Genomic DNA, 19,605 nt, shown 5'->3' with positions numbered 1-19,605 from the left:
AATGTGGGAGATCAGACAGAAAATAAGGGGATATTTGATGCATTATTTGCGAAGAAAGCGGATATAGAAAAAGATTTTGGCGCTGATTTGTTTTGGGAAAGGCTGGATGAGAAGAAGTCTTGCCGTATATCTGCTCGTCTGGAAGGAGTCAATGTTAAAGATAGAGCTGATTGGGACAAAATGATTAAATTCCAGTGCGATACCATGCCAAGATTTTATGATGCACTTCATGACAGATTAGGCGCCGCAAAGAAGAGTATTTAATAGATATAATTCTTGCGTGAGAGTCTTTTGAAGGGGAGTATTCAAATGTTTAGAAAGAGTGAGAAGGTACTTAAGTATAATGAAACCGTTTAAGGATTATGAATTAAGAAATGTGTTGGGAAATCAATATAAAGCTATAAATGAGAAAATAGATAAGCTTTCAAATGAAGAGGTTATGGCAAATCACCTAGATGTTCTGACGGATAATTTGTATCAAGAATTTTATATTGAACCAGTTACAGTTGAAGAGGAAGATTTTGAAAAGAGAAGTATAGTTCAGGGCAAAATAAGGAAATACATAGATCCATTCTTTAGGACTGAGTATGATAAGGAATACGTAGATGTTGATGGAATTATAGCAAGCTTTTTTTATCCGTATTCTGGCGATGATGTTTTGTTTAAGTGCCAGGCTTCAACATTTTCATTAGGTGGATATCCGGAGATAACGCTACATAATGGATATTTAATCATTAAGGCAGAAAGAGCTCTAAATGAAATGAATGGAGATGGAGCTAAAGATAGGTTGCTAGCTGCAGTCAAAGATGAGCTAGATGATGTAAAACAGGGATTGGGATTTGCTAATTCTGATGTAAACACCTTTAATAATAGCCTTAGAAGATACATTAGCGAAGCAATTACAACAAGAAAAAGTAAAGTACAATCATTTTACAATATAGCGCAGATGTTTGAAGTTCCGATAGAAAAGAAGGAATATGCTCGAAAACATGTCCCTTTAGAGAGAAAAATTGTTCCAATAGCGCATAAATATGATAGTGAATCTTATTACAATGTTTCTGATTCGGATTACAAAGATGTTCTTAGTACATTAAAGCATACTTTATCTACATATGAGAGAACACCAGAATCATACAAATCTATGCAGGAAGAAGATTTGAGAAATACTCTTCTTGCAACATTAAACGCTACATACAAAGGCACAGCGACAGGAGAAACGTTTAGACGAAAAGGAAAAACTGATATTTGCATAGAGCAAGAAAATAGAGCAGCTTTTGTTGCTGAATGTAAAATATGGAAGGGAGCTAAGGCATTAACAGATGCGGTTGACCAGCTGGATGGCTATCTTACATGGAGAGATTGTAAGACTGCTTTGATTGTATTTGTAAGACAAAAAGACTTTATTAAAGTGCTTGAAAAAGCAAAAGACGCACTTAATAATTTTGAGAATATGCGATCCTTAAGGGAACTGGATAAGAATGAATTTGAGTGTGTGTATATCTCGAATTCTCATCCAGGGCAATTAGTGAAAATGAGAGTTATGTTGTTTGATCTTAGCTATGATGAGTGATGAAATTATTAAAGATGGGCAGGGCAGGTTTCAAGTGCCGCAGGATGGACGGCTTTCCTTGCGTATTCCGCAGGAACTTATACCGGTTTGCCCGGATGATGGCGGCCCTGTTGCCATGAATCTGCGGGCAGATGATACTTTTGTAGAGGATGCTGGCTGGCAGGCGGCGGCAGACCGCTATGTGGCTTATCTCAGCGCCCATGAAGGCCGGAAAATTCTCTTTTGGGAAATTGGTGTAGGTGCCAATACGCCCATGATTATCAAGTATCCTTTCTGGGCAATGACTGCGGAAAATCCTCAGGCTGTTTATGCCTGTCTGAACTTTGATGAGGCAATATGCCCGGAAAAGATACGCATACGTTCAATCTGTATAGATGGTGATAGTAGCGATGTGTTGTCAGCTATAGTATGACATATCCCAGTGCAAATGAGTCTGTAGCATACACCGTTTGCAAAATTTTTACCTTATTAACAATAAATATATTAGCAAAGGGGTGCAAAATCCCCACCGAGGGGGTGCATCGTTATCTTGTATCAAAATTAGTGGTAAAGTGGAGTGTATGAGCGAGAGGATGAAGGATATATCGCATACCACAATTTATAATTGATTTTTTTGTGAATTGTGAATATGATTGAGGAAGACACATAGCAAGGATTTTGAAAGTGAAATTGGCGTAGTTAAGCTATTTTGCTAGTGTATGCCCCACGCATGTGGGGATGAACCGGACAAATACCTATGCTCTAAAAGAGACAAAGAGCATTATATAGGGAGATGGGAATATGTGCTGTCGCAGTCATTGCGGGGAGTATCCGGTTGGTTGGATGTAATCGAAGAGGCCGAATGGAAAGGAAAACTCATATTATACCAAAATGGGAGTGCTTTTGTGGTTGCGGGAAAAATTTTGCAAAATCTGACAAGTCAATTTGACTTGTCAAGGATGGGACTGAGCTGTTTTATATGATGACAGCTAATCACTCCATTGCTATATATTCAAGCAAAGAAAAAGCGGCCAGCGCACACGATGACATGCGTTGACCGTTCATAGGTATAAGAAAAGCCCCTTGGTAGCTACTCCAAGGGGCTTCGCTCATTGCTCGATATTTATTACCTTTAGCTACAACCATTATATCATATCTTGATAATTTAGCAACGATAATATAAATAAAGCATGCTGCGGATCATATCCCTTACCGTAGTGAAGGGAGGTGAGCTCGTTGTTCGATGATATTTATTACCTTTTTCTGTCGGTTGTAGCAGGTGTAATCAGCTACTACATCTGCAAGTGGCTGAATTGGCAGTGACGCAGCAACAGCACGAATGCTCTGAATAGCTACCAGAGCGAAGGCCCGGCCGGATGGTCGGGTTTTTGATTATGTCAATCGTGTCAGTAGGTGGGGAACTTTTTGTGGTAAAATGTGTATCATCTAGCACCGAGTTGTAGGAGAATACTCAATTATGCTATACTAATAAGGTTACAAGTTTTCTTTTATTGGAGTGAACCTTTCGATGATTGGATTTTTGCGGGGGCAGGTGGCGGCGCTTAAGGCGGACTACTGCTTGCTCGATGTGAATGGCGTGGGGTATCGGATATTTGTGGCCGGTTCTACGCGCAGTAAGCTGCGGTTGAAGGAAGAGACGCAGCTCTTTACCTATATGAATGTCTATCAGGATGGCATTACGCTTTATGGTTTTGCCAGTGAGGATGAGTACGATGTTTTCCAGCTGCTGATTGGCGTGTCGGGCATTGGCCCGAAGGTGGCGCTGGGGATTCTGTCGTCGATTACGGTGGAGGGCCTTTGCAAGGCAATCCAGAATAAGCAGGCTACGGTGCTGACGAAGCTGCCAGGCATTGGCAAGAAGTCGGCGGAGCGTTTGATCCTGGAGCTCAAGGATAAAGTTGGATTTGCGACCAGCGATGTGGATGAAGTCTTGACGCTGGATATGGAAGGCGCTGTGGGTGATGATATCATTAGCGAGGCCCAGGCGGCACTTATGGCGCTGGGCTATAGCCAGGCAGAGATTGCGCCGGTGCTGAAAAAAGCGACGAAGTGCAAGACGACGGAAGAAATCATCAAGCTGGCACTCAAGCAGCTGAATAAATTCTAAAGGGGGGCTGAGGCTTGGCAGAAGAAGATTTTTACGATATGGATATTGACGACGGCCGCATCGTGGCGATGGATGAGCAGCGTGCCGATGATTGGCAGTACAGCCTCCGCCCGCGCAAGTTAAGTGAGTATATCGGTCAGGACAAGGCCAAGAAGAATCTTGACATCTTCATCAAGGCGGCCATGAACCGCGGTGATGCTCTCGACCATGTGTTGTTATACGGCCCGCCGGGCCTTGGCAAGACGACGCTTGCGGGCATCATTGCCAATGAAATGGGTGTGAATTTCCGCCAGACTTCGGGGCCGGCCATCGAGCGGCAGGGCGATTTGGCGGCGCTTCTGACGAATCTTCAGGAGCACGATGTGCTCTTTATCGATGAGATCCACCGCTTGTCCCGCAGTGTCGAGGAGGTTCTCTACTCGGCCATGGAGGACTTCGCTCTCGATATCATCATCGGCAAGGGGCCCAGCGCCCGTTCAATCCGCCTCGACATTGCTCCCTTTACGCTTATCGGTGCGACGACGAAGGCGGGGTCACTGGCGGCACCGCTGCGTGACCGCTTTGGCATCATTTCGCGCCTCGAATATTATACGCCCGAGGCGCTCGTAAACATCATCAAGCGGGCGGCGGAGATTCTGGAAATCCCTATCGAGGATCGCGGGGCGCTGGAGATTGCGCGCCGTTCGCGCGGGACGCCGCGTATTGCCAACCGCTTGTTAAAACGCGTGCGCGATGTGGCACAGTACGAGGGGCAGGATGTCATCACCGACGAACTGGCGGATAAAGCTTTGTCGCTGCTCGAAGTCGATAAGGCTGGTCTTGACCATACCGACCGGCGCATGCTGTCGACGATGATCAAGAAGTTCGGCGGCGGGCCCGTGGGTCTTGATACGTTGGCGGCGGCCATCAGCGAGAGCACCGATACGATTGAGGACGTCTATGAGCCGTTCCTCATCCAGCTGGGCTTTGTCAACCGCACGCCCCGGGGCCGCGTGGTCACCCGGGCTGGCTACGAGCATATGGGGATTGCCTATCCCGAGTGAAGGACAGTCCAAGGAAAAGATGAAGGAGTAGGGAAATGAAACTGCTTTTACATATGTGCTGTGGGCCCTGTTCGTGCTATCCGGTCAAGAAACTGCGCGAAGATGGCATCGAGCCGGTGGGGTATTTCTTCAATCCGAATATCCATCCCTATACGGAGTGGGATAACCGGCTCAAGACAGCCAAGAAATTTGCCGAGAAGGTCAAGATGGAATTCCATGCCGATGAGAACTACCGGCTGCGGGATTTCTTGAAACGGGCGTTGCCAGCGGAGGCAATGCCCAATGGCCGCTGTACCATGTGCTACACCTGGCGGCTGGAGGAGGCGGCGCGCTTTGCGGCTGAACATGGCTTTGATGCGTTTACGTCGACGCTTTTCTATAGCATCTATCAGCAGCATGACCTGATGAAGCGCACGGCGGAGCGTTTTGCTGCGCAGTATGGTGTGCAGTTCTATTACGAGGATTTCCGCCCGGGTTGGCAGGAGGGCATCGACATCAGCCATGAGCTGGAGCTTTACCGTCAGCCCTACTGTGGCTGCATCTTCAGCGAGGAGGAGCGGTACAGCAAGGCGATCCGCAAGCAGCGGCGCAAGGAGAATAAAGCCAAGAAAAGAGCCCGGCTTGAGGCAGAAGCTCGCAAGGAAAAGGAGCAGGGAAATGAGAATTAACGATACGTTTCTTCGCTATTTGGTTCGTCAGTTTTTGCTTATACTATTGGCTGTTTTTTTGCTTGGCGGTTTTATACCAGTAGCTGAAGCTGCTTGGCAGCCGGAATTGTTGGTGGGACTGCAAAAGGGCACAACGTCGGTACAGCTTTCCTCTGATTCGGCTATCGTTATTCGCGATGTTACCTCGGGGAAAATCCTGGCGAGAAAATCAGCAGGGGCGATTTTGCCTGTTACCTTGAATCAAGGAGCTTTCCTAGTGGCTGGCAAAAAGCTGACAGCTGGTACGGCGGGAATTGATTTTATTGTCGAGGATGAACGCCAGCTGGCCGCGCAAATCAGCCGCATTGATGGCAAGGCTTACCGCGGAGCTGTGCGCCTGTTGCCGGTGGGAAATGGCTTTACCATCATCAACCGCGTGACTACTGAGGAGTATTTAAAGGGCGTAGTGCCGGAGGAGATGCCACCGGAGTGGAATATGGAGGCCGTCAAAGCGCAGGCTATTGCCGCTCGGAGCTTTGCCCTCAGCCATCGGAAACGTCATAGCAAGGATGGGTATGATCTTTGTGCGACGACCCATTGCCAGCAGTATCAAGGCGTCCGGGCTGAGCGGGCCCGCAGCTCCGCGGCAATCAAGGAAACCCATGGTGAAGTACTTACCTTTGCTGGTAGGCCTATTGAGGCCCTTTTTCATACGGATTCCGGTGGCATGACGGAAAATAGTGAAGACGTATGGGGGAGCAGGATTCCCTATTTGCGGTCAGCAAAGGAATTGCATGCTCAATCCTATCCTTGGGATAAGAATATTTCTGCCGAACAGTTTACGGCGGTTCTGGCCAAGCACGGCAAGGTTATTGGTACGTTAAAATCCTTGGTGCTGCCACCCATTTCCTTTGGCAAGACGGTGGCGGGCAGAACGTCGGCTGGACGTGCCGCCCAGGTGCGCTTTATCGGCACTAAGGGTACTGCTGTGGTCAGCGGCAATGACCTTCGGAGTTGGCTTGGCCTCAAGAGTACCCTGTTTGAAATGACGTATAAGGGCAATGTAGTGATGATTCATGGCTATGGCTGGGGGCATGGCTTAGGCCTTTCCCAGTGGGGAGCCAAAGCGCTGGCAGATGAGAAGGGCTATAAATATCCGGCGATTCTTGGTCATTATTATCAAGGTACCGACTTAAAAAAATTGTATTAAGATAGATTGAAGGAAAAAGGTTATGTTATTACTTTCAGATTTTGATTATGATTTACCAGAAGAGCGCATTGCGCAGGTTCCTATCGAGCCCCGCAATGCTTCCCGGCTGATGGTGCTGGATCCGGTGGAAAAGACCATCGACCACCGGCATTTTTATGACCTCAAGGAATATCTTGAGCCGGGGGATACACTGATCTTTAACGATACCCGCGTTATGCCGGCCCGCCTTATCGGTCATCGCGACCAGACGGGCGGCAAGGTGGAGGTCTTCCTGCTGCGCCGTCTCGATGCCACCCATTGGGAGACGCTGGTAAAACCGGGCAAGAAGGCTAAGCCGGGCAATGTCATCAACTTCAGCGACGAACTCTCCTGTACGGTCACGGATCATACGGATTTCGGCGGCCGCATTGTTGAGTTTAAGTTCGATGGCGTATTTGAGGAAATCCTCGACCGTCTCGGCGAGACGCCTTTGCCGCCGTATATCCATGAGAAACTTGAGGACAAGGAGCGCTATCAGACGGTTTACAACCGGGAGGAAGGCTCGGCCGCTGCACCGACGGCTGGCCTGCACTTCACCAAGGAGCAGATGCAGGAGCTCAAGGATATGGGGGTAAATCTCGGCTTTGTCACCTTGCATGTGGGCCTGGGGACGTTCCGTCCGGTAAACTGCGAGGACATCCAGAAGCATGATATGCATAAGGAGTTCTACCGCATCTCGGATGAGACGGCCAAGCTCATTATGGATACGAAAAAGGCCGGCCACCGTGTCATCGCGGTGGGTACCACGAGCATCCGCACGCTGGAATCTGCGGCAGATGGCATGAACGAAATCAGCGGCAAGAGCGGCTGGACCCAGATTTTCATCTATCCGGGCTATGATTTCAAGATTATCGATGGCATCGTGACGAATTTCCACCTGCCGAAATCCACGCTGATCATGCTCATCAGCGCCTTCGGCGGTCGCAAGTTCATCCTCGATGCCTATAAAAAGGCTGTCGAGATGAAATATCGGTTCTTCAGCTTTGGCGATGCCATGTTCCTGCGAGTACAACAACCAAAAGACGAAAGAGACAAAGAGCTGGCAGAACTTGAAGCCAGCCATCAAACGGAAGTGTAAAAATCAAAGCCCTGGCATTGTGCTGGGGCTTTTGAAGCAGTAGAAGGGAGGTGCCTGTAATGGGGGAGAATGAAATTGATATTTTAGCCGGGCTTAACAAGGCACAGCTAGAGGCGGTTACGGCAACGGAAGGTTACGTGCGGGTGCTGGCAGGAGCCGGTTCGGGGAAGACCCGGGCGCTTAGCCAGCGATTTGCCTATCTGGTCAATGAGATTGGCATCATGCCGGGCAATATCCTTTGCGTGACCTTTACCAATAAGTCGGCAACGGAAATGCGCAAGCGGATCCACTTGCTGACAGGAGATAATGACACGGGTTATATCAACACCTTCCATGGCTTTTGCGTTTCGGTGCTCCAAGAGGACAGCCATGCGGTGCAGTATCCGAAAAGTTTTCTGGTGCTCGACAACAGCGATATTGATGCTATGCTCAAAATTGTCTATGAGGAGCGGCATTTGTCCCTGCGGGATATGACCTTTGCCAAGGCCCGGGATATGATCGAGATACGCAAGATCTTCACGGAGCCTAAGTATTACGAGGATATGATTGCCATGTCCCTAGAGGGGATCAAGGAAAAATACGAGGGCGCCGTGGAGCCTGCGGATATTATTTTCTATGGGTATCTATACCAGGAAAAGAAATGCTTTGGCCTTGACTACAACGATCTCATCAAGTTCACCCTCTACATCTTCGAGCAGAAGGAAGAACTGCGGCTCAAATGGCAGCAGCGGCTTGAATACATCATGATTGATGAGTTTCAGGATATCGATGAGCTCCAATACCGGCTTATGAAGATACTCTGTGGCTATCATAAGAATCTCTTTGTGGTGGGGGATCCCGATCAGACCATCTACACCTGGCGCGGGGCTAATATCCGTTATCTGCTGGATTTTGACCAGGAGTTTTTGCCCACTAAGACCATCTACATGATGGAAAATTATCGCTCGACGCCGGAAATCTTAGCGGTGGCCAATGACCTCATTGCTCATAACCGCAACCGCATTGAAAAGGACCTGCGCCCGACGCTTTCCAATGGGGAAAGTGTGCTCTGTGCCAGCAACGATTCTCCGGAACAGGAAGCTAAGTGGATTGCCCAGGAGATTGCAAAGCTCCATGAACAGGGCGTGCCCTACCACCAGATTGCCGTCCTTTATCGCGCCCATTATCTGACCCGTTCCCTAGAAGAAGTCTTCCTGCAGGCAGAACTTCCCTATACGCTCTACAGCGGTATCCATTTCTTTGACCGCAAGGAAATCAAGGATGCGCTATCTTATCTGCGCATGATTGCCTATCGCGACGATTTGTCGTTCCTGCGCATTGCTAATCTCCCCAAACGCAACCTCGGCGAGCGCCGCATGGCGTTTTTGCAGGAGTATGCCGCGCAAAATGCTTGCAGTCTCTACGAGGCTTTGAAGAAAAATCTTGAACACGAGCTCCTTAAGGGGACTAAGGCGGGAGCTTTTGTGGAACTCATCGAGGAATATGCCTCGTCCTATAACGGCCGCCCAGTGTCGGAGGTCCTGGCGGCACTGCTTGATGCCAGCGGCTATGAAGCCATGCTGCGCACCGAGGGCAGTCAGGAGCGGCTCGATAATTTAGCCGAGCTCAAGCAGGCCGTTTACGAATACGAGACTTCCTGCGGCGAAGAGGCGATGCTGGAGGATTATCTTTCTCGGGTGGCTCTCTTGGCCAACAGCGATACGGCAGAAACGGGAGATAAGGTGAAGCTGATGACCGTTCATGCGGCCAAGGGCCTGGAGTTTCCCTATGTGTTTCTCTGCGGCCTTAACGAAGGAATCTTCCCCTCGCGGAAGACGCGAACTCAGCAGGGGATGGAAGAGGAACGGCGGCTGGCATTCGTCGCCGTGACCCGCGCCCAGAAGCGGCTCTATCTGTCCGCGGCGTCAGGGCTCAACTTCGATGCATCCCTGCGGTATCCCTCACGGTTCCTGTTGGAGCTTGACGATAAACTGTTGGAATTTTCCCAGCCTATTTCTGTGCTTACCCGTCAGGATGCCAAAGATTATATCCGGGACATGGATAGGCGCATGGCCCAGGCTAATGCCCCGAAAAAGGCGGTCTTTGTCAAGGGGGACAAGGTACTGCACCGCATCATGGGGGAAGGGGAGATACTTTCCATAAATAGCGACAAGGGAGCTTATCGAATAAAGTTTGCTGACATCGATACGCCAAGGGAAATCTCCTTTAAGGCTAAATTGGAAAAGATTTCATAATCGTTTTATAATAAACCTGTGTAATAATAAAGAGCAATTGTCATTTTATGATTAAGGGAGGAATTTTTATGGCTATGTTGATTGGTGTGATGATCCTCAATCTGGTCATCAGCTTTATGAATGCCCGGAACGTCGGGCGCATCTGGGCGGAGTCCAAGGCCGTTGGCGGCTGGATTCGCCTGCTGGCATGGTGTGGTGCCATCCAGTCGGCGGTGGGTTTTACCTTCGTCTACGGGATTGTCGTTTCCTATATTGCCGTATCGACGGGGTATCTGCCCGCCAGCATGCTCGGCGTATTGTCCAGTCTCATCTATTTGATGATCATCGTGCCGGCCATCGGCTCGGGCATCATCATCACGATTCAGTCCTGGATAAACTTTGCCCGGGAAAAATCGTTGATGAATCTTGGTGTTGCCGGCTGGAATACCTTCGCTCAGGCCTATAACACCTATAACGCCATTCAGAGCTTTGGCCCGGCCCTCGATATGGTGCAGGAAGGTCTTGGCGGTCTGTTTGATGGCGACAGCGATTCGGATAATTCCACCATGCGGGTCATCTTGCTGGCGGCAATCATCCTGCTGGCTGGTGTCATGACGACGACGGTCATCATCCGCCGCTATGAGGCAAGCCTGCCGGTTTCGGAAGAAGTCCGGAACGGCAACCGCGATTTGCAATATCGCTAAAAAAACATCCAGCTCATACGGGCTGGATGCGGACAATATGAATAAGGTCGATACCTGTGCCATCGGTTAGCAATAATTGCTGGCGCGGGTTATCGAGCTTTTTGATGACGGCGGTTCGCGTTTCATAGCGGCCGCCGTCTTTGTATGAATCGGCCACAAAATAAGTAATGGCCGCCTGGTGCGCTGGACTGGCGAGAACCTGCTGGAGCTGGCGGTTTAAGAGTTCTAGTTCGTCGTCGGCAAGGTTTGGAGGCGGCAGGGTAACGCGGGCGCTTTCCCGCACGGCCTCTTCGTAACCCGTCAGCGCTGCAAAGGGGGAAAACTGTGCGGCGCGCTTGGCAAGCGGCATGGGGGGATGAGAGCTGGAGATATGGTGGGGAAGGTTAATGATATCGTCGTAGTTTTGGGGATGATGTTCCTTCATGCCCGATGACCTCCAATCTGATTGTTGCGGCTGATGGTGGTGGCTCCTTCCTGCAGGTTGGCGCCCTTTAAGATGGCATTTTTGCCAAAGCGTTTCTTGAGGGCGACGATGGTCTGCTGGATGGAAGCTTCTTTGACAGTTGACTGATTAAGTTCTGGTTTTTCCGGTTCGGCAAATAAGTCAAGTTCTGCTGGTGGCGGTGCGGTTTGATAGGCGGCTTGGGAAATGGTGTCGCCAAAGGTAATGGTCAGGCGGCGCACCAATAGATCTTTATCCACAATGGCGGCAAAGAGATCCTGAACGGTCTTTAACAGCAGTGCGGATGAGGCAGTAGGAGTGGCAAACTGCCTGCTGCTGTGGGCTGGCTTTGGCACCATGCGGCCATAGTGGTCACGGTGCAGCGGGCCGCGATAGTTTTTGTGCGTATTTTCAATATCATAGCCCACGTCAAGGATGAGTTGACTGGTCAATAATTTCTTATCCACCAGTTCCAGGACCAAAAGGTCCGTCATTTCCCAGGCCACCAGGGCGGCCTTATCGTAGGGATAGGGGCTTTGGAGCACCTGACCGGAGCCGATGCTGGTAGCCGCTGGCTTATAGGCCTTGATGGCGGCCATGGTGCAGGGCTCATACCCCCAGGCATGGTCGATGAGCAGCTCTGCATTAACGCCAAAGAGACGGTAGAGCAGTTCTTCGTTATGAAAATCCGTGGCTTTGCCTAACGAGCAGCGGGCAATATCCCCCATGGTGTAGAGCCCATGCTGCTCGAGTTTTTTGGCATAGCCCCGGCCAACGCGCCAAAAATCAGTAAGGGGCCGATGGTTCCAAAGCAGTTGGCGATAGCGCTTTTCATCGATTTCGGCAATGCGAACGCCGTTATCATCGGCTGGCAGATGCTTGGCGACGATATCCATGGCCACCTTGCAGAGGTAGAGATTGGGGGCAATGCCAGCGGTGGCGGTGATGCCGGTTTCAGCATAGACTTCGTCGATTAGTTTTTGGGTCAGTTCTCGGGCAGTCAGTTGATAGGTCTTTAGATAATGGGTGACGTCTAAAAATACTTCATCGATGGAATAGACATGGATGTCTTCCGGGGCGATGTAGCGCAGGTAGATTTGATAGATTTGGGTGCTGACCTCTAGATAACGGGCCATGCGGGGGACGGCAGTGTGATAGTCAATGGCAAGTTCAGGATGGGTGGCGAGGTCACTAGCCTTAGCGGTTTTTCCACAAAAGCGATGGCGGGGAGCAAAGGCCAGCCGCTTTTGATTCGCGTGGGCTACTGCTTGCACCACTTCAAAGAGCCGGGCCCGTCCGGGAATGCCGTAGGCTTTTAATGAAGGGGACACGGCCAGGCAGATGGTTTTGTTGGTTCGCGAGGCATCAGCCACCACGAGATTGGTATCGAGGGGATCAAGTTCTCGGTCGCGGCATTCCACCGATGCGTAGAACGACTTGAGGTCGATGGCGACAAAATACGATGGGGCAGTCATGGTGCGCCTCCTTTCCTTTGTTTTTTCATCTTACCAGAAAACTGAATCGAATACAAGTTCTATTGTAGTAGAACTGGAACCTATGTACTTGAAATGAGAGAAAAGCTATGGTATCATCTTATACCTATAGGAGGGAATCGTATGAATCATCTAAAAAAAATCCTAGTCTTGAATGCCATCGGTATCGCTTTGTTTTTGAGCTGGTATCTGCCGGGCAACAGTGGTTTTTGGTTTGAACTGGATAAAGGCGTCTTTTTCTTTTTCAATCATCTGCTGGGGCAGAGTAAGGCATTCCTTTATTTGGTGGCCTTTACCAATCTGCGCCCCTTTGATGTGGTGGCCTTTTTGTTTATGTTGGGAATCTTTTACAGCTATTACCGCAACCAGGATATCAAAGGCAAGCGTTGGATGCTGGCCATGGGGGTGACGATGCTGCTTACGGCTGTTATCGCCAAACAGTTTGACCTGTTCCTCAATATGGAGCGTGCTAGTGCCTCGAAATTTTTTACACAGATGGGAGAAAATGTGTTGCGGGTATCGGAACTTTCTGGCTGGCCGGCCAAGGATTGGTCCTCTTCGAGTTTCCCTGGCGATCATGGTATGTTTTTGCTTATCTTTTCGTTTTTCATGTTCCGGTATTTTGGCTGGCGGGCCTTTTTAAAGAGTGCCGCCGTTGTGTTGGTCTTTTCTCTGCCGCGCATTATGTCCGGCGCCCATTGGGTTACCGATATTGCTGTGGGGGCAGCTTCGGTCAACTTTGTTGTTCTTAGCTGGATGCTGTTGACGTCAGCTTCGGATTATGTCATTTCCAAGATTTTGCAGCATTGGCCCAAGAAGTTTCTGAAGGATGACGTTTCGACAAATTGTTAGAAAAATGTTGACAAGTCAAAAAAAGAAGCGTATAGTATTATTTGTCCTTGAAGGACGGGGCCAATTGGTCCATTAGAAGGAATGACTCACTAGCTCAACTGGCAGAGCAACTGACTCTTAATCAGTAGGTTCACGGTTCGATTCCGTGGTGGGTCACCATTGAGATTTATAGCTGCCCGCGATGGGCAGCTTTTTTGCATTCATAAGGAGGAAAGACTTTTGCGTATCCTTTTATCCAACGACGACGGTATTGAAGCCCAGGGCATTGAGGCTTTGGTGCGTGCCCTTCATAAGGAGCATGAAGTAATCGTTTCGGCACCGATGTATCAGCAAAGCGGCATGGCCCATGCCTTGACGGTAGGCACGCCGATGGAAGTGAAACACAACAGTCGTCTCGAAGATACTTATGGTATTCCTGCAATTGCGGTGGATGGCACGCCCACGGACAGCGTCAAGATTTACTTGGAGGCGATAGCTGGTGACAATAAGCCGGACTTGGTGGTTTCGGGAATCAATCACGGCGCCAATTTAGCGACGGATATCCTCTACTCGGGAACGGTGGGGGCTGCCATGGAAGGCTTCCTTCATGACATTTCCGCCATTGCCCTGTCAGTGGATATCGACAGCAGTTTGTCCTACGATGAAGTAGCGGAAATTTTTGCCGCTGACTTGTCAAAGCTCTCTTGTCAAAAGGGTAAGCCCTTCTTTTATAATGTCAATTTTCCCAAGCAGCTTAAAGACGGTAAGGCTCAATATGTATTTGGGCGGCAGGGAAAACGTGACTATATCAATGCCTTTAACCGGGAGGAAAAGGGCGGTCATGTTTTCTATACCATTTCGGGAGAAATCTATGATACCGATAAAGGAAACGCTACGGATATCTTTGCCATTGAGTCGGGGTATATCTCCATCACGCCGCTGATTACCGATCTCACCGATTATGTGGAACTGGATGAATGGTTGGAAAAATAAGTGGCGGCAAACAGGTTTTCGTGATAAAATGAATTAGATTAACGTGCTATTGGGGGAGGTATTTCTATGGAATCCATGATTCGTGATATTAAGCTGGCTCCGTCGGGCCATGACAAGATTGAATGGGTAAAGAATTTCATGCCGGTTATGGCGGCTATTGACGAAGAGTTTTCGAAATCGAAACCCTTCGCTGGCAAGAAAATGGTCATTACCCTGCACCTTGAGGCCAAGACGGCTTATATGGCAGAAATCTTCAAGCACGCAGGGGCTGAAGTGGCGATTACGGGCAGCAATCCCCTTTCCACCCAGGATGACATTGCGGCAGCCTTGGTGGAAGATGGTCTCAATGTCTTCGCTTGGCATGGATGCACCGATGAGGAATACTTCACCTTTATCGATAAGGCACTGGATATCCAGCCGGATATCATCATTGATGATGGCGGGGACCTGGTTCATCTGCTGCACACGAAACGCCGGGAACTCTTAGGCAATATCATCGGTGGTTCCGAAGAGACCACGACGGGGGTTCATCGCCTCCGCGGTTTGGCCAAAGAGGGAAAACTGGAATTTCCGATGATTGCTGCCAACGATGCTTATATGAAGTTCCTGTTTGACAATCGCTATGGAACGGGCCAAAGCACCTGGGATGGCATCATGCGTACCACGAACCTCGTCATTGCGGGCAAGAATGTGGTCATTTCCGGGTATGGCTGGTGCGGCAAAGGCGGTGCTATGCGCGCTCGGGGCCTGGGGGCTAACGTCATTATCACGGAAGTTGACCCCATTAAAGCCATTGAAGCGGTCTTTGACGGGTTCCGGGTCATGCCCATGGATGAAGCGGCCAAGATTGGAGATATCTTCCTGACCCTTACCGGTGATAAGGATGTCATTCGTGACCGCCACTTTGCCGTTATGAAAAACGGGGCGATGATGGCAAATTCCGGTCATTTTGACTGCGAGATTAACATTCCGGAGCTGGAGAAGGCTTCGGTTTCGCGTCGTACCGTTCGCAACAGCATCGAAGAGTTCAAGATGGCCGATGGTCGCAAGCTTTATCTGCTGGCGGAAGGCCGTTTGGTCAATCTGGCGGCAGGGGATGGACATCCCGCTGAAATCATGGACCTGTCCTTTGCGGTACAGTTTTTCTCGGCCGTGCACCTGTTGGAGCACGGTAAGGACCTGAAACCGGATGTCTACTTGATGCCGGAAGAAATCAATACGAAGATTGCAGAGCGCAAACTCAAGGCCTTGGGCGTGACTATTGATGTCCTGACGCCGGAGCAGCGGGCTTATCTGAATCTGGAATAATTCCCCTGATGAAGGGATAAAATAGGAATGGAGTTAGAGACATGAAGATGCTCATTAAAAACGTCACAGCGGTATTGCCAGATGGCAGCACGCCGGTGACCAACATTATGATTGACAAAAATCAGATTGCTGGCCTGGGAGAAGTCCCTGAAGATTTCCGCCCGGCCAGGGTGATTGATGGAACCAATCATTTGGCAATCCCAGGCTTTGTCAATGCGCATACCCATGCGTCCATGACGCTATTGCGAAGCTATGCCGATGACATGGCCCTGATGGATTGGCTCAATAAGGAAATCTGGCCTGCTGAGGCTAAGATGAAGGATGAGGATATTTACTGGGGTGCTATGCTGGCCATGCTCGAAATGTTGCGCACGGGTACGACAACCTATGCCGATATGTATGGCCCTTGGATGGAGCGGGTGGCAGAGGCGACCATTGACGCCGGCCTTCGCGGCGTCCTTTCTCGGGGCATCATCGGCGTTGCGCCGGATGGAGAGCAGAAAATCCAGGAAAATGTGGACTTGTTCCGCCAGTATAATGGCGCTGCCGATGGCCGGTTGAAGGTCATGTTTGGCCCCCATGCGCCCTATACCTGCCCACCAAAATTCTTAGAGAAGGTGGCAGCAGCTGCCCGGGATCTGGGAGCAGAAATTCACATTCACATGCATGAGACGATGGATGAAATCAATGGTTCCTTAAAGGAATACGGCGAGCGTCCCTTTACTTGGGTGGAAAAGACTGGACTCTTTGATGGCAAGGGCGTTTTGGCGGCTCATTGCGTTCATTTGGATGACAGCGATTTTTCCATCATCAAGAAGCATAACATCCGCGTTGCCCATAATCCTGGCAGCAACATGAAGCTGGCCAGTGGTGTGGCTCCGGTACCGCGGCTGTTGAAAGAGGGCATTGTAACGGCATTAGGCACGGACGGCGCATCTTCCAACAACAATCTCGACATGCTGGAAGAAGTAAACTTAGCGGCAATGCTCCATAAGGTCAACGAATCCGACCCATTGGCAGTGCCGGCCTTTACGGCGCTGCAGATGGGAACAGAGTTTGGCGGCAAGGCCGTCGGCATTTCGGATATCGGCCGCCTGGAACAAGGCTATAAGGCAGATATCACCCTCTTGAATATGCAGGGGCCGGCTTGGTGTCCCCGGAATAATCCGGTATCGCTGCTGGTTTATTCGGCCAATGCCAGCGCGGTGGATACGGTCATCGTCGATGGCAGGATCCTCATGGAAAAACATGAGCTCAAAACCCTCGATGAGGAACGCATCCTCTTTGAAGCACAGCGCTGCGCAGACCGCATCACAAAATAATAATTTGTCAGGAGCTGCCTTCTCTTTTGGGAAGGCATTCCTTTTGTATTTGTTTGGAAAGAAAGAGGTGATCCCTTGAAAAAGAAGACAACGGAACGGAAGACAACGCGCCGCCGCAAAACTGCAGCGAAAAAAACTGCAGTGGTGAGTTCCAATCCGGGCCGTAAGTACGAACTGGCAGGCCTTGCCTTTGTGGCCATTGGTCTCATTTCAATCTGCGGCTTGTTCGGGCTAAATGTCGGCTTTGTCGGGGTATATTTTGCCAAAGTCCTGCACTATCTGTTTGGTGTAGGCGCGATTGTCATATCGCTGTTGATTCTGCTGATTGGCTATCAGTATATGGCCAAACATCATGGTTTGGTCTATTCGCCGCGCTTTTTCGGCTTGGGGCTCTTGTTTTTGTCCCTGCTGGCAATCTGGCATCATTGCGTCATTCCTGCTGGCCAGGAAATCATGCCGGATAATCTGCCTCGTGGCGGCGGCCTGGCGGGTGGCGGCTTTTTGTTTGTCCTGCGCAAATTCTTTGGGGTAGACGGCTCCATTATCTTGCTGGGGGCCGGTACCATCGGTTCTATTTTGCTATCCACGACCTGGTCACTGGCGGCGGGACTGCTGAAAACCCAGGAGACGGCGGCCAAAGGGGCCAATGCTGCCGGTGAGGCGGTTTCGGTTGCCTATGAAAAAGTAGCTGACGTCAGCGGCCGCATGGAAGAGCGGGTCGTGGATGCCGTAAAAGAGAAGGTCAAAAATTCCTTTTACAATCAGGAAAACGATAAGCGGTTTGCAGAGCTCAAGGAAGCGGCTGCGCCAGCAGAGACTGCTGCGGAGGAAGTTCGCTATGGTCTAGAGCCAGACGAACCAGTGACAGAGAACGTAAGCAAAGAACCCGTTACGCCAGCGGCGGAGCAAAAGCCGCAATTTACCATTGAGTATGGCCGCGGAAACGATGACGAGCCGGAAGTACCGGCTAATCATGTGGTGGTTCCCAAGACGGCTCCGGTGGTGGCGCCATCGCCAAAGCCGATGAAAAAGAATCCGACCCCTATGCCAGAGTATGGGGAAATTGCGCCGATTCGGCCGGCGGCAGCGATTCTCGATGGTTCTGAAGCTGCCGCCAAGGAAGCGGAAAATGCGGCTAAGGTTATCCAAAAGCCCTATGAACTGCCGAAAATCACGGAGCTGCTGTCCAAGCATGCGAAAAAGAAAAACGCCGCCTTGGAGCGGGAAATTGCGGATAATGCCGTAACCTTACAGCAGACCTTGGCGGATTTTAAAGTTAAGGCCAATATCATCAATGCCTGCCACGGCCCGGCGGTTACCCGCTATGAACTGGAACCGGCGCCGGGCGTCAAAGTCAGCAAGATTACCAATCTTGCTGACGATATTGCCCTGCGCCTGGCGGCCTCATCGGTACGCATCGAGCAGATTCCGGGTAAATCCGCCATCGGCATTGAGGTGCCGAATAAGGAACTGGAAGGGGTTCAGCTTCGCGAGGTCCTCGAAAGCCCCAAGTTTGATTCGGCGAAATCCCGGCTGACGGTTGGCCTGGGGATGGATATCGGCGGACAGGCTATCTTTGCCGACCTGGGCAAGATGCCGCATCTTTTGGTGGCTGGAGCCACCGGTTCCGGTAAATCGGTCTGCATCAACACGCTGATTACCAGCATTCTGTTTAAGGCAAAACCCGACGAGGTAAAATTCATCCTCGTTGACCCCAAGATGGTTGAGCTTTCGGGCTATAACGGTATTCCTCATCTGATGGTGCCGGTGGTAACGGACCCGAAGAAAGCCGCTTCGGTTCTTAACTGGTCGGTTCAGGAAATGGAGAAGCGTTATTCCCGCTTTGCGGAAAACAATGTCCGCAATATGGAAACCTACAATAAAAAATTCCCGGAGGATAAAATGCCGGCCATCGTCATCATCATTGACGAGCTCGCGGACCTTATGATGGTGGCGCCCCATGATGTGGAGGACGCCATCTGCCGTCTGGCCCAGAAGGCCCGCGCGGCGGGCATCCACATGGTTTTGGCAACCCAGCGTCCATCGGTGGATGTCATCACCGGTATTATCAAGGCTAACATCCCGTCCCGGATATCCTTTGCCGTATCGAGTCAGATTGACTCCCGGACGATTCTTGACCGCAGTGGTGCCGAAAAACTGTTGGGCAAGGGCGATATGCTCTTTTACCCGGTGGGGGCCTCTAAACCTCGCCGCGTTCAAGGTGCCTTCATCAGCGACGACGAAGTCGAAGGTCTCTTGGAATTTATTCGCTCCCAGGGGCAGGAAATGGAGACAAATGAGGAAATCGTTGCCTTTACGGAACAGGCTATGGCCGAACAGGCCGCCGAGGAAGAAGGCGGTGGCAATAAGGGGCCAAAAGTCGATGAACTGCTGCTGGATGCCGTTAATCTCGTCATGTCCACGGGGCAGGCATCGTCTTCTAGCATCCAGCGCCGGTTCCACATCGGCTACACCCGGGCAGCCCGGCTTATCGATACCATGGAGGAACTCCATATCGTCGGCCCCAATATGGGCAGTAAGCCGCGGGAAATCCTCATGACGACGGAACAGGCCAAAGAGGCAGCTGCCAGCCTGCAGTAAGAAT

At 50.4% G+C, this 19,605-nt stretch carries 17 protein-coding genes and 1 tRNA gene; 16 read left to right on the top strand and 2 right to left on the bottom strand.

What is annotated here, in order from left to right; genetic code table 11:
* Positions 1-3: 3 nt before the first annotated feature.
* From BLQ36_RS07070 to BLQ36_RS07025, 10 genes are all read left to right on the top strand, one after another.
* Positions 4-264 carry a DUF4268 domain-containing protein gene (locus tag BLQ36_RS07070; RefSeq protein WP_074514900.1) on the top strand — a complete coding sequence of 87 codons (261 nt, stop codon included), beginning with the start codon at positions 4-6 and terminating at the stop codon, positions 262-264.
* A 79-nt stretch (positions 265-343) separates the two neighbouring features.
* Positions 344-1,570, top strand: a complete 1,227-nt coding sequence (locus tag BLQ36_RS07065) for a hypothetical protein (protein WP_074514898.1) — start codon at positions 344-346, stop codon at positions 1,568-1,570.
* Entirely contained in the window at positions 1,548-1,982 is a 435-nt protein-coding gene (locus tag BLQ36_RS07060) for a hypothetical protein (RefSeq protein WP_143558697.1), read from the top strand. The genes BLQ36_RS07065 and BLQ36_RS07060 overlap by 23 nt, the downstream gene beginning before the upstream one ends.
* Positions 1,983-3,077: 1,095 nt before the next feature.
* Positions 3,078-3,677, top strand: a complete 600-nt coding sequence (gene ruvA / locus BLQ36_RS07055; protein ID WP_074514895.1) for a Holliday junction branch migration protein RuvA — start codon at positions 3,078-3,080, stop codon at positions 3,675-3,677.
* 38 nt (positions 3,678-3,715) lie between these two features.
* Positions 3,716-4,720, top strand: coding sequence for a Holliday junction branch migration DNA helicase RuvB (gene ruvB / locus BLQ36_RS07050; protein WP_074515023.1), 1,005 nt, complete (start codon positions 3,716-3,718; stop codon positions 4,718-4,720).
* Positions 4,721-4,755: 35 nt separating this feature from the next.
* A complete protein-coding gene (locus BLQ36_RS07045; protein WP_074514894.1) occupies positions 4,756-5,388 on the top strand; it encodes an epoxyqueuosine reductase QueH in 633 nt (210 codons plus the stop codon).
* Positions 5,378-6,577 carry a SpoIID/LytB domain-containing protein gene (locus tag BLQ36_RS07040; protein ID WP_074514892.1) on the top strand — a complete coding sequence of 400 codons (1,200 nt, stop codon included), beginning with the start codon at positions 5,378-5,380 and terminating at the stop codon, positions 6,575-6,577. The genes BLQ36_RS07045 and BLQ36_RS07040 overlap by 11 nt, the downstream gene beginning before the upstream one ends.
* 22 nt (positions 6,578-6,599) lie before the next feature.
* Positions 6,600-7,694, top strand: a complete 1,095-nt coding sequence (gene queA, locus BLQ36_RS07035) for a tRNA preQ1(34) S-adenosylmethionine ribosyltransferase-isomerase QueA (RefSeq protein WP_074514891.1) — start codon at positions 6,600-6,602, stop codon at positions 7,692-7,694.
* Between the two features lie 59 nt (positions 7,695-7,753).
* Complete coding sequence (locus BLQ36_RS07030) at positions 7,754-9,928, top strand: ATP-dependent helicase (RefSeq protein ID WP_074514889.1); 2,175 nt, start codon at positions 7,754-7,756, stop codon at positions 9,926-9,928.
* A 68-nt stretch (positions 9,929-9,996) separates the two neighbouring features.
* Positions 9,997-10,611, top strand: coding sequence for a hypothetical protein (locus BLQ36_RS07025; protein ID WP_074514888.1), 615 nt, complete (start codon positions 9,997-9,999; stop codon positions 10,609-10,611).
* Between the two features lie 13 nt (positions 10,612-10,624).
* Here BLQ36_RS07025 and BLQ36_RS07020 read toward each other — a convergent pair whose 3' ends face one another.
* Both BLQ36_RS07020 and BLQ36_RS07015 read right to left on the bottom strand, forming a co-directional pair.
* Positions 10,625-11,035 (bottom strand): hypothetical protein, encoded by a 411-nt coding sequence (locus BLQ36_RS07020; RefSeq protein WP_074514887.1) that lies wholly within the window; start codon positions 11,033-11,035, stop codon positions 10,625-10,627.
* Positions 11,032-12,528, bottom strand: coding sequence for a DNA methylase (locus BLQ36_RS07015; protein ID WP_074514885.1), 1,497 nt, complete (start codon positions 12,526-12,528; stop codon positions 11,032-11,034). The genes BLQ36_RS07020 and BLQ36_RS07015 overlap by 4 nt, the downstream gene beginning before the upstream one ends.
* A 141-nt stretch (positions 12,529-12,669) precedes the next feature.
* Between BLQ36_RS07015 and BLQ36_RS07010 the strand changes: the two genes are divergently transcribed.
* The 6 genes from BLQ36_RS07010 to BLQ36_RS06985 all read left to right on the top strand — a co-directional run bounded on the left by BLQ36_RS07010 (position 12,670) and on the right by BLQ36_RS06985 (position 19,601).
* Positions 12,670-13,398 (top strand): hypothetical protein, encoded by a 729-nt coding sequence (locus BLQ36_RS07010; RefSeq protein ID WP_074514884.1) that lies wholly within the window; start codon positions 12,670-12,672, stop codon positions 13,396-13,398.
* A gap of 83 nt (positions 13,399-13,481) precedes the next feature.
* Positions 13,482-13,557: transfer RNA gene (locus tag BLQ36_RS07005), tRNA-Lys, on the top strand.
* A 60-nt stretch (positions 13,558-13,617) separates the two neighbouring features.
* Entirely contained in the window at positions 13,618-14,370 is a 753-nt protein-coding gene (gene surE / locus BLQ36_RS07000) for a 5'/3'-nucleotidase SurE (RefSeq protein ID WP_074514882.1), read from the top strand.
* A 66-nt stretch (positions 14,371-14,436) separates the two neighbouring features.
* Positions 14,437-15,678 carry an adenosylhomocysteinase gene (locus tag BLQ36_RS06995; protein WP_074514881.1) on the top strand — a complete coding sequence of 414 codons (1,242 nt, stop codon included), beginning with the start codon at positions 14,437-14,439 and terminating at the stop codon, positions 15,676-15,678.
* Between the two features lie 41 nt (positions 15,679-15,719).
* Positions 15,720-17,000 carry an amidohydrolase gene (locus BLQ36_RS06990; protein ID WP_074514879.1) on the top strand — a complete coding sequence of 427 codons (1,281 nt, stop codon included), beginning with the start codon at positions 15,720-15,722 and terminating at the stop codon, positions 16,998-17,000.
* A gap of 75 nt (positions 17,001-17,075) precedes the next feature.
* Positions 17,076-19,601 carry a DNA translocase FtsK gene (locus BLQ36_RS06985; protein ID WP_074514878.1) on the top strand — a complete coding sequence of 842 codons (2,526 nt, stop codon included), beginning with the start codon at positions 17,076-17,078 and terminating at the stop codon, positions 19,599-19,601.
* The last annotated feature ends 4 nt before the right edge of the window (positions 19,602-19,605 follow it).

The sequence above is a fragment of the Selenomonas sp. WCT3 genome (genome assembly GCA_900100835.1).
Classification (GTDB): domain Bacteria; phylum Bacillota; class Negativicutes; order Selenomonadales; family Selenomonadaceae; genus Selenomonas_A; species Selenomonas_A ruminantium_E.
The sequence above is the reverse complement of the archived record's forward strand: the minus strand, read 5'-3'. Positions and strand labels throughout refer to the sequence as shown.

What these genes read in the sequence shown, in the direction of transcription:
- BLQ36_RS07065 (WP_074514898.1), top strand. Translation starts at nt 344, where the DNA reads ATGAAACCGTTTAAGGATTATGAATTAAGAAATGTGTTGGGAAATCAA.
- ruvA (WP_074514895.1), top strand. Translation starts at nt 3,078, where the DNA reads ATGATTGGATTTTTGCGGGGGCAGGTGGCGGCGCTTAAGGCGGACTAC.
- ruvB (WP_074515023.1), top strand. Translation starts at nt 3,716, where the DNA reads ATGGATATTGACGACGGCCGCATCGTGGCGATGGATGAGCAGCGTGCC.
- BLQ36_RS07045 (WP_074514894.1), top strand. Translation starts at nt 4,756, where the DNA reads ATGAAACTGCTTTTACATATGTGCTGTGGGCCCTGTTCGTGCTATCCG.
- BLQ36_RS07040 (WP_074514892.1), top strand. Translation starts at nt 5,378, where the DNA reads ATGAGAATTAACGATACGTTTCTTCGCTATTTGGTTCGTCAGTTTTTG.
- queA (WP_074514891.1), top strand. Translation starts at nt 6,600, where the DNA reads ATGTTATTACTTTCAGATTTTGATTATGATTTACCAGAAGAGCGCATT.
- BLQ36_RS07030 (WP_074514889.1), top strand. Translation starts at nt 7,754, where the DNA reads ATGGGGGAGAATGAAATTGATATTTTAGCCGGGCTTAACAAGGCACAG.
- BLQ36_RS07025 (WP_074514888.1), top strand. Translation starts at nt 9,997, where the DNA reads ATGGCTATGTTGATTGGTGTGATGATCCTCAATCTGGTCATCAGCTTT.
- BLQ36_RS07020 (WP_074514887.1), bottom strand. Translation starts at nt 11,035, where the DNA reads ATGAAGGAACATCATCCCCAAAACTACGACGATATCATTAACCTTCCC.
- BLQ36_RS07015 (WP_074514885.1), bottom strand. Translation starts at nt 12,528, where the DNA reads ATGACTGCCCCATCGTATTTTGTCGCCATCGACCTCAAGTCGTTCTAC.
- BLQ36_RS07010 (WP_074514884.1), top strand. Translation starts at nt 12,670, where the DNA reads ATGAATCATCTAAAAAAAATCCTAGTCTTGAATGCCATCGGTATCGCT.
- BLQ36_RS06995 (WP_074514881.1), top strand. Translation starts at nt 14,437, where the DNA reads ATGGAATCCATGATTCGTGATATTAAGCTGGCTCCGTCGGGCCATGAC.
- BLQ36_RS06990 (WP_074514879.1), top strand. Translation starts at nt 15,720, where the DNA reads ATGAAGATGCTCATTAAAAACGTCACAGCGGTATTGCCAGATGGCAGC.